Consider the following 12592-nt stretch of genomic DNA (forward strand, 5'->3'; position numbering starts at 1 on the left):
AAAATAAAGTCTCTCGATTATGAGAGACTTTTTTGTGTCTTTTGGTGCTATAAACGTTGCTTCTTAATTGACTTGAGAATGCCAGTTACGGGCACAAGCGCAATCACGCTTGTGATCTCTTTTATTAACGCTTCACACCGATTACAGGGACCTGTTTCTCGTGAACCAGCTTATTAAATTGTACAACTTCGTTTCCTAGTACAGCCTTTAGCTCCGCAAGGTGCCGGTCGGCCTGTGCACTTAAAAATTGAAAAGCCTCCCTGGCCTGTTTCCCCGGAACATTGTATCCGCTATTGGCGTAGTCGAAAACGCCTGAGATCTTGTCGTTCAGCCGTATCGGGAAGTTCAGTACATCCTGCCCGCTTTTTGCATTTGTCTGGTACAGCGCTTCCTCTACCCTCGTCACCTTCTTCTGAATGGTATCGGCAAGCTTCTTTAGCTCGCGGCTATTTGCGGTGTCTAACCGGCCGGTGAAATCAGCCAGTTGTGAACGTACCAGGCGGATGTCCTTAATTGCTTTTTGAATTTCGCTAAACTTCTCGCTAACGTTTAATAAAAACGAAACCTGTTCATCATAATCAGCTTCGGTCATTTTATAATTTGGATCCGGTTTAATCAGGAAGGCAGTTTCAACACTGTCTTTTCCAAACCTAAACCTCGCCTTGTAATTTCCAGGTGCAGCTTTAGCAGCAGATGGACTTCCGTTCCATAATATCATTCCCTCAATGCGTTCGGGAGCAGGATACATCATGTTCCAAACAAACCTGTTCATCCCGTTCTCAAATTCAAGCTTATCGGTGTTCTCTTTAGCATTCCGGCTAAACGTCTTAATTTCCTTTCCTTTTTTGTCGTAAATCGTTATCGAAACATTCGAGCTATCAGCAGCATTCCTGAGGTAGTAATTGAAAACAACCCCATTTGGTGGGTTCATTCCTGCATTGCGTATGGTAAGGTTTTGTGAACCTTCTGTCCTGTAAGCGTCATTTACCTTAAAAACATGCAGGTTTGTTGTAGGACGCCATCCATTCTTCTGTTGCACCAGGCTGAGATCGTCCAGTATATATATGCTTCGCCCCTGTGTTCCCACAACGAGGTCATTTTCTTTAATGGTGAGGTCGGTGATCGAAACAACCGGCAGGTTCAGTTGGAATGGTTTCCAGTTATCGCCATTGTCGTAACTGATGTACATGCCATATTCCGTTCCGCAATACAACAAACCGGGTACTTTTTTGTCTGCACGTAATGCCCGTGTAAAGTGTATCGAGGGTATCCCAGTAGTTATCTTCTTCCATGTTTTACCATAGTCAGAGGTGCGGAAGATATATGGTGCAAAGTCGTCGCTTTTATAACGGGTTCCCACAAAATACGCTCCTCCTTTCGTAAAAGGATCTGTTTCAACACAGTTCCACATCATCCACTTTCCTGCGGCAGGCGGGGTAACGTTTTGCCAATCCTTGCCTGCGTTTCTACTAACATGTATAAGCCCGTCGTCGCTCCCGGTCCACAACAGGTCCTTCTCCAAAGAAGACTCGGTTGCGGTGAAAATCGTGCAATAGTACTCAACACTTGTGTTGTCTTTTGTTATGGGGCCACCACTTGATACCTGCTTTGTTTTGTCGTTTGTCGTCAGGTCGTGACTTATCTCTGTCCACTGCTGCCCTTCATTTTCTGTGGCGAACAGGTGATTTCCTCCAGCGTACAATTTCTTGGGGTTGTGCGGGGAAAAGAAAACCGGGAAGTTCCATTGGAAACGATACTTAAGCACGTCAGCTCCTGCACCCATTGGATTATCCGGCCATACACTTACCGCCCTGTTTTCGCCTGTTTTGTGGTCAAGACGTGATAGATAGCCGCCATAGTTTCCACCATAAACAATGTCGGGGTTCAGTGGGTCAGCAACAACATACCCGCTTTCAGCCCCGGCTGTCGGCTCCCAGTCACGGTCTGTAATTGCAGCTCCGTTTGTGCGGCTTAAAATACGCAGGGTAGAGTTATCCTGTTGTGCAGCCAGCACCCTATATGGAAAATGGTTATCGGTTGTTACACGGTATAGTTGTGCGGTCGGCTGGTTATTGAGCGTACTCCAGTTTCCGCCAGCATCAAAACTCACCTGCGCACCGCCATCATCGGCTACAATCATCCTGTTTGGATCCTGCGGATCGATCCAGAGGTCGTGGTGATCGCTGTGCGGGGTTGGTATGGATTGAAAGGTCTTGCCACCATCGCGGCTCCGGTAAAACCCAACGTTGAGTGCATATACCACGTTTTCATTTTTCGGGTCCGCAAAGATTTTATTATAGTACCATGCACGCTGACGGATGTTGGCATCATCCGATTGCCTGCTCCAGGTTTCTCCACCGTCGTCGCTCCGGAACAGGCCGCCGCTTTTCGCCTCTATAATCGCCCAAACACGATCAGGATTTGCGGGGCTAACCGTAACCCCGATAATACCGATGGGTTCTTTCTTCGGCATCCCTTTTTTATCCATCAGGTTCATCCAGGTTGTTCCCCCATCAGTGCTTTTCCATAGGGCAGAACCTTCCCCGCCACTCTCAAGGCTATACGGAGTTCGTATTACCCGCCATGTGCTTGCATATAGGTTTTGCGGGTTACCCGGTTCCATAACGAGATCAATAGCACCGGCCTGTTTGTTAGCAAATAGTACACGTTGCCAGGTTTTACCTCCATTGATCGTTTTATAAACTCCGCGTTCATCATTGGGTCCAAACAGGTGACCCGAAGCCGCTACCCATACTATATCAGGATTGCGCGGGTGAATGATGATCCTGGTTATATGGCGGGTATCTCTTAAACCCATATTTTTCCAATTCCGGCCACCATCATCACTGCGCCAAATGCCAAAGCCTTCGGCTACGTTTCCACGCATGGTATTCTCACCCTCTCCCACATAAATAACACTTTCATCACTGGGCGCTACCGCCACTGCGCCAATTGTGCCACCAAAATATTTGTCAGATATATTTTTCCAGTTACTACCACCATCACTGGTTTTCCAAACACCACCTCCGGTAGCGCCGAAGTAGAAAGTATTTCTGTCCTTGTAGCTTCCCGCAACTGCCGCGCTGCGTCCACCCCGCCATGGTCCTAACAACCTATACTTAACTTTTGAATAGTACAAAGAATCGGCATCCGCCTCCTTTTTGCCCACATTCCGTATAGTCGTTTGTCCGAAAACATTGCAAAACAAAACCACTGATGAAAGCAAGAACAGCATTTTCATATCGTTTCTGTTGAGGCCACGATGGACCATTTTAGCAAACCGGTTTTTTCACGCAATATAGTTGAAGCCTTAAACCAATTCGTTGCGTACTTAAAATTAGTAATGATGTTTAAGCAACGGCAAAACTGCCCTGCCCTTTGGCACAAAAAAAGGTGTCGCTTGCGCGACACCTTTGACAATTGTATAAGTAAGACGATTAGTTCGGCAGGTACCACTTCGGATCAATTGCCTTATTGATCTCAATATTGGTCACCTCGCTTTCGGAGTCACCCATGTGGGTTTTATAAACTACTCTTGTCGGAAATTTAATTCCGTCCACCGATTTATAGTCGCCGTATAGCGTGGTAATCTCCATTTTTTCAACACTGTTGCCCCCTGCCATTCCACCCATCATCGATCCAAAACCACTCATATTAGCAGCGATAGAACCTTTTGCATCTACCCTGTTAACAAGATTGTTAGCCTTACTGATGAAATAAGTTAACGACTGTCCCGAACCAAGGGTGTGTTTTAATTTGTAACTATCCTGGTCGTCGACTTTTTCGCTTTCCAGCAGCTCCACTTTATGTCCCTTTGCTGCATAATCAACAAGTGAAGCAAACATGCCGGATGGGTCAGATTGGAATGCCTGGTCCTGCAGATCTTTTTGCTCCAGCTTTTGAATACCGCCTTCGGATCCCGTCATAGGATTTGCCGGAAGCATCACATAGCCGGCAGTGTCCTTGAGCAGTACAAACATATTTATCGACTGGGGGCCAAGTTGCAGCGAAGCCTGCATTCGATAAAGTTTGTGCTTTTCCTTAAAGAATTGAAGCGGAAAATCAAGGTCCCCCATAGGTGACTTAAACTTTATAAGCTGGTTATAGTGTAAGGTTCTGATCGCATTTAATTTCTCTTTACCACCGGAAGCTTCTATAAATTTGTTCACTACTTCGTCAGCGGTTTGCGCAGATACCGCAACCGTCAAAACCAAAGAAAGTGTAAGCAACGTAAATCGTTTCATGCTGTCTTTTGTATTAGTTTTCAAATATAAACGTCGGTAAGGCAATAGAACAAAAGCCGTTGAAGTTTATAACTTATTTATAATTGTATACTATGGAGCGTTCTCCCGGATCATTGATTGTGACTGGCAAACTTGTCGACATGTGGAAAAAGTTGGTTTATGCCGCGGAAGTAACGGTTGAAAAGGGAAAGATTGCTTCAATAAAGCAGGTTAACGATGAAGAGGCAGCTGGTCATTTTATCGTACCGGGTTTTATAGACAGCCACGTACATATAGAGAGCAGTATGTTGGTGCCCAGCGAATTTGCACGTTTAGCCGTAGTACATGGCACGGTGGGCACGGTTAGCGATCCGCATGAAATTGCAAATGTGTGCGGTTTGCAGGGTGTTGAATTTATGATTGACAATGGAAAGCAGGTGCCTTTTCATTTCAATTTTGGAGCACCGAGTTGTGTTCCCGCAACTGTGTTTGAAACGGCGGGTGCTGCGCTGGATCCGGGTGATGTGGAAGCATTGCTGCTTAGGCCGGAGATCAGATACTTAAGCGAAATGATGAACTTTCCCGGCGTACTTTCTAAAGACGACCAGGTGATGAGAAAGATAGAGACTGCACATCGCCTCGACAAACCCGTTGACGGGCATGCACCTGGCCTTGTAGGCGAGCAGATTAAACAATATATCGACGCAGGAATTTCGACCGATCATGAATGTTTTACGCGTGAAGAGGCCCTGGAAAAACTTCGCTACGGCATGAAAATCCTCATCAGGGAAGGAAGTGCTGCAAGAAATTTTGATGCGCTCATTGGCCTGCTCAACGACTACCCGGAACGCATTATGTTTTGCAGCGACGATAAGCATCCCGACAGCCTTGTTGATGGCCACATCAATCAACTTTGTGCAAGAGCTGCTGCGCAAGGAATAGACCTGTTTAAAATACTCCAGGCAGCCTGCGTCAATCCGGTGAAGCACTACCAGCTCGACATTGGTTTGTTAAGGGAGGGCGATGCAGCCGACTTTGTCTTGTTGGAAGACGTGAACTCTTTTAAGGTATACCAAACGTACGTGCGCGGGGAACTGGTGGCACAAAGCGGTAAAAGTAATATCGTTAGTATTGCCGCAAGCCCGATAAACCAGTTTGACTGCGGGCAGAAAAAGCCGGAAGACTTTCTAACCCCTGCACCTGCAAACCTGCAGGCAACGCTGGAAGTAATTGAAGCGCTCGATGGACAATTGATCACAAATAAGCTGCAGTTACCGTACGATAAGTTGGTAAATGCGAATGGGTACCTGTATAGCAACCCGAATTGTGATTTATTGAAAATGACGGTTGTAAACCGTTACACAAATGCTCCGGTTACAACAGCATGGACGAGGAACTTCGGCCTGACCCACGGGGCAATTGCATCTACTGTGGCACACGACAGTCATAATATTATAGCTGTTGGAGTTGATGAAGGAAGTATTGCAAGGGCGGTGAACCTGCTGATAACCGCAAAAGGTGGAGTGAGTTGTGTTAACAATGATCAGGAACTATTACTACCACTACCGGTAGCGGGTTTAATGAGTACCGAAGATGGGTACCAGGTTGCCGCAAAGTATACGGCAATTGATGTAATGGCCAAGGCCATGGGATCCAATCTAAAATCTCCTTTTATGACGCTGTCGTTTATGGCTTTACTTGTGATACCACATATAAAGCTCAGCGACCTGGGTCTGTTTGACGGCGATCATTTTCGCTTTTACGAGTCATGAGACGACAGGGCGTAAGTTTCCGAAAGGAATCAATCGTATTTCTGCTACGAAACGCGTAGGTTGATTTTTTTTGTATAAACGGCTACAACAAACAACCACTACTACACCAACGACATGTTAAATAACGCTTACATTTAACCCGTCTACCGCCCAGGCTTTAATACCATGCAAATTCTAAAAAGACCAGAAGTTAAGATCAGCCTGATTTTTATGCTGACGGCTATAGCATGGATCATCTTAAGCGACAAAGTTCTACTACTTTCCACCGATTTTACACCTGAGTCGCTTACTGCATTTCAGACCTATAAAGGGGTCGCTTTTATTTCAGCAGTTACCTGTCTTATATATGTGCTTATTCTTCACTCGAACAAGGAGGCCCGTAAAACAGAACTCGATTATCTTCAGCTGTTTGCGAACAACCCTATACCGATGTGGATCTACGATATAGATACACTCACTATTCAAACCGTAAATAAATCCGCGATCGAAAACTATGGTTACAGTGAAGCAGAGTTTCTTGCAATGACCATTCGGGACCTCAGACCACTGGAAGAATTGGTTAAAATGGATCAACATCTTCAAAAACTGATTACTGATAAATTCAGTTCAGGCGTATGGAAACACCGGAAGAAAAACGGCAGTACGATGATGGTACAGATTGTAACGCACGAGCTCGAATTTAGAGATCTGTCGTGTAGATTGGTGATGGCACACGACATAACGGAAAAGAACCAACTTGAACAAAAGCTCTCACAAACAAACAGTGAACTTAATACCCTGATCAATAGCATAACCGATGGCTTTTTTATTATCAGTAAAGATTTCAGGGTTATAAAAAGCAACAATCAACTAAAGGAACTGGCCGAAATTGGCCCCGATGAAATCGTGGGAAAAAAACTTACCGACCTGTTTGTCCATACACCTGATTTCCCTGGTACGCAGAAATTTTTTACAGCTATGCGTACCCAGCACTCGGTGCACTTTGAGAGCTATTACGATCGAAAGGATATTTGGTTCCGGATTTCGGGATATCCATTTGAGCACGGACTATTGGTTTTCTTCAGGGATATTACTGCCGAACGCGAGAGCAAAAGGAAGATGCTGCAAAATGAAAGAAACTTAAATGCGCTCATCAATAACACTGATGACCTGATCTGGGGAGTTGATTACGACTTCAGGTATTTCACATATAATTACGCCTACGAAACAAATTACAAATACCTGTTTAAAGAGGAAATATACGTAGGTAAAACTGCGCTTAACCAGGCACGCGGAAATGAGCACATCAGGTTATGGCGGGGCTTATATCAAAGGGCATTGTCGGGTGAAAAGTTTACCTACGACATGGACATTCTGAACAAAACGACAACAATTAGTTTCAACCCGATTTACAACGACAAAAAAACCATTATCGGGGTTGGTTGCCACTTACACGATATTACCCAGCGACGCAGGTACGAGAAACGAATAGAGGAGCAAAACAAAAAGCTTAGGGAGATTGCAAGCTTTACTTCACACTCCGTTAGAGCACCGTTGGCAAATCTGCTTGGCCTTATTGAGGCCATCGACCACTACAACTTTGCGGATCCTGGCAACCAGCAATTGCTGCAGTACATTCATGCTTCGGCCGAACGGCTTGACATGGTAATTAAAGATATCGTAAAGCAAACTGCGGATACCGAACAGCAGGATTACAATTAACCTTCCTGCCCGATCCAAACGGCTCCGCCAATCGAGGCTCTTTTTGCTCCCGTCACCGTACTTATTACATTATACTCTTCGCGCCACCTGAGTACGCCGATAAGGCCCATTACCAGGGCTTCCTTATAATTGATGAGCATTTCGTCGGGTAAAACCACTTCGATATTGATGGCCGATAAAAGCTGCGAAAGCCGTTGTATAAGAAAGTGATTAAATCCCCCGCCACCTGTTACCAACAACTTTCCGGGTCCGGCGGGTAGGTTCGTATCCTTTTGTATCGAGGAGACCACCTGCATGGCAATATGTTCAACATAGGTGCGCAGGGCATCAGCGGGAGCTCTTTTTGTTGACTCGATTAACGGAAAAATTTCGGTGGTGCCAAAATCATTTGCAAGTGACTTTGGGTAAGGTTTATCGTAATAAGCAAATGCTTTCAGCCTGGAGAGCAGGCCATGATCGATATTACCCGAGGCTGCGAGCCTTCCACCCTCATCAAATTTTTGTCCCTCCTTTTCAATGATCATGTTGAGTACCCTGTTGGCGGGACAAATGTCGTAAGCCACATAACCGGCTTCCGTCATATACGCTATGTTGGCAATTCCACCCAGGTTTAGGTAAAAATCATATTCGGGCAAGAGCAGTTTCTCCCCAATAGGTACAATAGGTGCCCCCTGCCCGCCAAACGCTACATCCAACGCCCTCAGATCTGATACTACATTTATCTGGGTTGCGGCTGCTATGGCTGCACCATCGCCAAGCTGGGCAGTCATGCCGAGTTCAGGTGCATGAAAGGTAGTGTGTCCATGCGAAGAGATCAGCTGTACCCGGTGTTCGAGTGCATATTGCCCTATAAATTCGTTAACCCGTTCTCCAATATACTTTCCGTAAGCGGCGTGCAGCAACAGGTATTCGTAGGCCGAAAGCGAGGTGGCACTGGCAAGTTTTTGCACCCATTCATCGGAGTACGGCAGGCAGGCTGCATGCAAAATTTCATAGGCCCATTTACCACCACTCTCATTGAATTCGATAAAGGCAATGTCGAGACCATCCAGTGAAGAGCCACTCATTATTCCGATCACCCGATACGTCATATTGTTTTATTTAAGGGGGTTTGATGATTAGGGCAGGCGGAGCATATCCGCCGGGTAAAGGTTACTTCCGGTATAGATTAGCATAGCAACCCAATAACGACGACAATAAAATAAAAGGAAACCAGGCCGTGTCACATCCAAGATTTACTGTAATTTTCAAGCCGCAAGCTACTGAAATCTGCAACGTCAATATGGTCATCAATTTAAGCGAACAACACAGCCTGGTAAGTAATTGGGTGGGGGAATTAAGAAATGTTGAAGTGCAGGGTGATCGTATGCGTTTCCGCCGCAACCTTGAAAGGATCGGCGAGATAGCCGCTTATGAGATAAGCAAGGAACTTCCCTGGCAGGAAGTAGAGATACAAACACCCCTGGGCACCGCTTCAACCAAGGTGTTGAGAGAACAACCCGTTGTTGCAACGATCCTGAGAGCCGGCCTTCCCATGCACAACGGTATTCTGAATTACTTCGACCGGGCAGATAATGCTTTTATTTCGGCTTACCGCAAACACCACATCGACGGAACCTTTGAGATACAACTGGAGTACATGAGTTTTCCACCGCTTGAGGGTCGGATCGTGATTATCACGGACCCTATGCTTGCAACAGGCTCGTCGCTGGTGAAGACAATTCATAATATGAAGGCAGAAGGTGCCCCCTCACAGATACACATTGTTGTGGCCATCGCCTGCACGGTTGGGATCGAGTATGTACACCGCGAGCAACCTGATGTAAAGATCTGGTGCGGCGAGATCGATGACGAACTTACTGCTAAAGGCTACATCGTTCCAGGCATTGGTGACGCAGGCGACCTTGCCTTTGGCTCGAAAGTTCAGATGTAGAATTTACAATTTTATGCAACAGATTTCGTTAACTTTCTGTCTAACTATTTTTTAACTGATCGTGATGCGAAGAATTATATTCACTGCTCTTATTTGTACACTTACTTGTTGCGTTTACGGTCAGGATCCGCATTTCTCCCAGTTTTTTGCCTCGCCGCTCACGCTTAACCCGGCACTTACGGGTAAGTTCAATGGCAACATCCGTGTTGCCGGAAATTACCGCAACCAATGGCCCACAATCAACCGTGCTTATACCACTACAACGGTTTCAGTTGATCTCCCGGTTATGCAAAACCTGATTGCAGAAAACGACACCTGGGGTGTGGGTGTAATGGGCTATTCCGACCAGAGTGCAAACAGCGCAGTAAAGTTCAATTATCTGACGGCCTCAACGGCCTTTCATAAAGGTTTGGATGAGGATGGTTACCACCAGATTGGTGCTGCGTTCCAGGGCACTTACTCGAACATGATGATCAACGTGATGAACCTAAAGTTTGCCGACCAGCTTACTTCTTCAGGATTCACCGGGGTAACATCCGAAATCTTCAACAACACCGTTCTAAAAAACAGTTACTTCGACCTTAATGCCGGCTTACTATATTCCGGCAGTACAAGCGACGACAATAACTACTATGCGGGTATTTCGATGTACCACATCAACCGGCCTAAACAACAATTTACCGGCGCCTTGTTCCTGCTTAACCCGCGTACAACCTTTCATGCAGGTGGCTATTTCCCGGTAGGTGCTACAAACAGGTTACACCTTAGCGGCTTATTCAGCACCCAGGCTAAAACAAGTGAAACGGTGCTTGGCGGTGCTCTGGAGCTTGTTGTAGCAACAGAAACAGAAAACCCTACCAGTGTTTATGTAGGAAGCTGGCTCCGCGTTAATGATGCAGTAATACCTTATGTAGGTTTGGAATGGGGCGATTTTCGGCTTGGTGCTACTTACGACGCCACCATATCTTCATTAAAAACTGCTGCCGGTGGACGTGGAGGAATGGAAATCTCCCTTATTTATACCCGCAAGGCTCCAGGAACCAAAGGTCTTCCCTGCCCTAAGTTTTAATACCTTTCTATTGTTAACAGCTGCTGCAACCGACAGCAGGCTTAGTTGTTTTACCTGTAGCATGTTACAGTTTATGCTTGCACAAATCTTCTCCTGCTCTCCAGGTTTACCCTTCCATTTTGCAGTGTTCGTATCCTGCTGTTTATGGTTTTAAGTTTTTGTGCTTGTCATGTTGTATGCAGGTTTTAACTGGCTCAACAAGGTTATGCCGTTGAACGGAGCGTCGCAACCATCGCTGCCATGCCCTCGACTGTTGGTATCAAAATGATTCAACATCTGCGCACGAGTACCGTATGGGCACTTTAACAAATTGATTTACAAATCCGGCAAGCTATTTTCTTAGCCACAAGCACCTACATATTGTGGTGCAACCCCTAAAAAAATTGTTATGAAAAAAGTTTTTCTTCCCCTGCTCCTGGTTTGTTTATTACCCCTTACCTGGTCTTGCGGAAGTTCGCGTTTGGCCGGCTATTCATTAAACGAAAGAGATGCCGCTGCGGCCATCAGGCAACTACTTGAACTTGGTGCTAAAGACAACGGCATTACAGGTGCATTTAGCAAAGACCAGATACTTTCGACCCTGTTTCCGGAGCCGGTAAAAAGGGCATTGAACACGCTCAATACGCTTGGTCTGACCAATGAGGTTGACCGTTTTACCACCACCCTTAGCAGCGCAGCAGAACAGACTGCCACTGCTTCGATCCCCGTTTTCATCAACAGCATCAACAATATGAAGTTTAACGATGCGATGCGTATCATTCGCAACAGCGGTACTGCTGCAACCGACTACCTGCGTGTAGAAACCGGCGATAGTGTAAGACGCGCGGTAAAACCCATTATGTTGAATGCGCTTGAACAATACAAGCTGAACGACCAGTGGAACTCCATAACAAAACCTGTACAGGCGATTGTTGGGAACAAGCTGAACGTAGACCTTTCGCAACTGATGGCGGGACTTGTAACTGAAGCCATGTTCAGGAAGATCGCAGAAAAAGAAACCCTGGTACGTAACGACGCAAATGCAAGATCCACCGCATTGCTTCAAAAGGTTTTCTCAAGAAACTGGAACACCGCAACGCCGTAAGTTCGGTACGAAATCCTGATGGTGCGTAATTCGTCACCATAAAAAAGAGGCTGTCTTCGATGAAAGACAGCCTCTTTGTATATATAGCAATCAGGTAAACACTACCGTATGTCCCTGAAGCCAAATGCCACGTTGATTACTGACGCTTATGATACTTCAAGCGGGTTTCGCCGCGATGGAACAATTATTTTTTCGTCTTCACTCAGGTAAACCCAGAAATCGTACAATTCGTATATGTCGCCCGGTGTTTTAGAGTTGTTGTGTTCGTTATTTCTTTCATATGGTCCGAGCAGTTCGCCATTGTATTTAAGCTCAGATAATTTCTCTTCCATTGAAAGCTTCTTAAACTCGTCGATCTCCATAACTTTTTTATTTGGCCGCTAATATAATAATTCCATACGTGGCAAACTTAAACAGCTCATTTTTAATCCTGACTGCATAGGTGTACAGGCCCATTTTCATACAAACTAGCGCAGCCATTACCATTTATTGTAATGCTTAGCCGTGGTATGGTTGTTTTACCCGATGTTAAAACATAGCTATGAACCAGTTTCCAGACCCAAAAAAAGATGAGCAGAAAAAAGAGGAAAACGCTGTAAAGCCAACAGAAGAAAAACAGCAACAATCAGATCCAAACTTAACCGAGTTAAAAGGATTGGTTGATCCCAAAGAAGATCTTGAAGTAAAGGGCACAGATAATCCCTTCTAAAAACTGACCGGTCTTGCAGGCCGGTCTTTTTGTTATATCAACTAACACGTTAGCTAGCACCGAACTTATACAACATCCCGATCAACTTACCGCTCATAATA

General features: G+C 45.6%; 10 protein-coding genes. 6 read left to right on the top strand and 4 right to left on the bottom strand.

Annotated features, from left to right (window positions below):
• Positions 1-124 precede the first annotated feature (124 nt).
• Complete coding sequence (locus EXU57_RS12635) at positions 125-3241, bottom strand: WD40/YVTN/BNR-like repeat-containing protein (RefSeq protein ID WP_133268580.1); 3117 nt, start codon at positions 3239-3241, stop codon at positions 125-127.
• Positions 3242-3437: 196 nt separating this feature from the next.
• Positions 3438-4244 (bottom strand): hypothetical protein, encoded by an 807-nt coding sequence (locus EXU57_RS12640; protein ID WP_133268581.1) that lies wholly within the window; start codon positions 4242-4244, stop codon positions 3438-3440.
• A gap of 92 nt (positions 4245-4336) precedes the next feature.
• On the opposite strand from EXU57_RS12640, the gene ade reads away from it, so the two are divergent.
• Positions 4337-5995, top strand: a complete 1659-nt coding sequence (gene ade / locus EXU57_RS12645; protein ID WP_133268582.1) for an adenine deaminase — start codon at positions 4337-4339, stop codon at positions 5993-5995.
• Between the two features lie 165 nt (positions 5996-6160).
• Entirely contained in the window at positions 6161-7696 is a 1536-nt protein-coding gene (locus tag EXU57_RS12650; RefSeq protein ID WP_133268583.1) for a PAS domain S-box protein, read from the top strand.
• On the opposite strand, the gene EXU57_RS12655 is transcribed toward EXU57_RS12650, so the two are convergent.
• Positions 7693-8787 carry an anhydro-N-acetylmuramic acid kinase gene (locus EXU57_RS12655; protein ID WP_133268584.1) on the bottom strand — a complete coding sequence of 365 codons (1095 nt, stop codon included), beginning with the start codon at positions 8785-8787 and terminating at the stop codon, positions 7693-7695. The two genes, EXU57_RS12650 and EXU57_RS12655, sit on opposite strands and share 4 nt — an antisense overlap.
• A gap of 191 nt (positions 8788-8978) precedes the next feature.
• On the opposite strand from EXU57_RS12655, the gene upp reads away from it, so the two are divergent.
• The 3 genes from upp (at position 8979) to EXU57_RS12670 (ending at position 11782) form a co-directional block, all read left to right on the top strand.
• Complete coding sequence (gene upp, locus EXU57_RS12660) at positions 8979-9629, top strand: uracil phosphoribosyltransferase (RefSeq protein ID WP_133268585.1); 651 nt, start codon at positions 8979-8981, stop codon at positions 9627-9629.
• Positions 9630-9693: 64 nt separating this feature from the next.
• Positions 9694-10698: a PorP/SprF family type IX secretion system membrane protein gene (locus EXU57_RS12665; RefSeq protein WP_133268586.1), complete on the top strand. Its 1005-nt coding sequence runs from the start codon at positions 9694-9696 to the stop codon at positions 10696-10698.
• Between the two features lie 388 nt (positions 10699-11086).
• Positions 11087-11782 (top strand): DUF4197 domain-containing protein, encoded by a 696-nt coding sequence (locus EXU57_RS12670; protein ID WP_133268587.1) that lies wholly within the window; start codon positions 11087-11089, stop codon positions 11780-11782.
• Positions 11783-11928: 146 nt separating this feature from the next.
• On the opposite strand, the gene EXU57_RS12675 is transcribed toward EXU57_RS12670, so the two are convergent.
• Positions 11929-12144, bottom strand: coding sequence for a hypothetical protein (locus EXU57_RS12675; RefSeq protein ID WP_133268588.1), 216 nt, complete (start codon positions 12142-12144; stop codon positions 11929-11931).
• Between the two features lie 179 nt (positions 12145-12323).
• Between EXU57_RS12675 and EXU57_RS25115 the strand changes: the two genes are divergently transcribed.
• Positions 12324-12491 (top strand): hypothetical protein, encoded by a 168-nt coding sequence (locus EXU57_RS25115; protein WP_165958125.1) that lies wholly within the window; start codon positions 12324-12326, stop codon positions 12489-12491.
• The last annotated feature ends 101 nt before the right edge of the window (positions 12492-12592 follow it).

The organism is Segetibacter sp. 3557_3 (assembly GCF_004354985.1).
In the GTDB taxonomy this organism is placed as follows: Bacteria; Bacteroidota; Bacteroidia; order Chitinophagales; family Chitinophagaceae; genus Segetibacter.

Bases quoted from the DNA above. Each gene is read 5' to 3' on its own strand.
- upp (WP_133268585.1), top strand. From the start codon at position 8,979: ATGGTCATCAATTTAAGCGAACAACACAGCCTGGTAAGTAATTGGGTG.
- EXU57_RS12665 (WP_133268586.1), top strand. From the start codon at position 9,694: ATGCGAAGAATTATATTCACTGCTCTTATTTGTACACTTACTTGTTGC.
- ade (WP_133268582.1), top strand. From the start codon at position 4,337: ATGGAGCGTTCTCCCGGATCATTGATTGTGACTGGCAAACTTGTCGAC.
- EXU57_RS12675 (WP_133268588.1), bottom strand. From the start codon at position 12,144: ATGGAGATCGACGAGTTTAAGAAGCTTTCAATGGAAGAGAAATTATCT.
- EXU57_RS25115 (WP_165958125.1), top strand. From the start codon at position 12,324: ATGAACCAGTTTCCAGACCCAAAAAAAGATGAGCAGAAAAAAGAGGAA.
- EXU57_RS12635 (WP_133268580.1), bottom strand. From the start codon at position 3,241: ATGAAAATGCTGTTCTTGCTTTCATCAGTGGTTTTGTTTTGCAATGTT.
- EXU57_RS12670 (WP_133268587.1), top strand. From the start codon at position 11,087: ATGAAAAAAGTTTTTCTTCCCCTGCTCCTGGTTTGTTTATTACCCCTT.
- EXU57_RS12640 (WP_133268581.1), bottom strand. From the start codon at position 4,244: ATGAAACGATTTACGTTGCTTACACTTTCTTTGGTTTTGACGGTTGCG.
- EXU57_RS12655 (WP_133268584.1), bottom strand. From the start codon at position 8,787: ATGACGTATCGGGTGATCGGAATAATGAGTGGCTCTTCACTGGATGGT.
- EXU57_RS12650 (WP_133268583.1), top strand. From the start codon at position 6,161: ATGCAAATTCTAAAAAGACCAGAAGTTAAGATCAGCCTGATTTTTATG.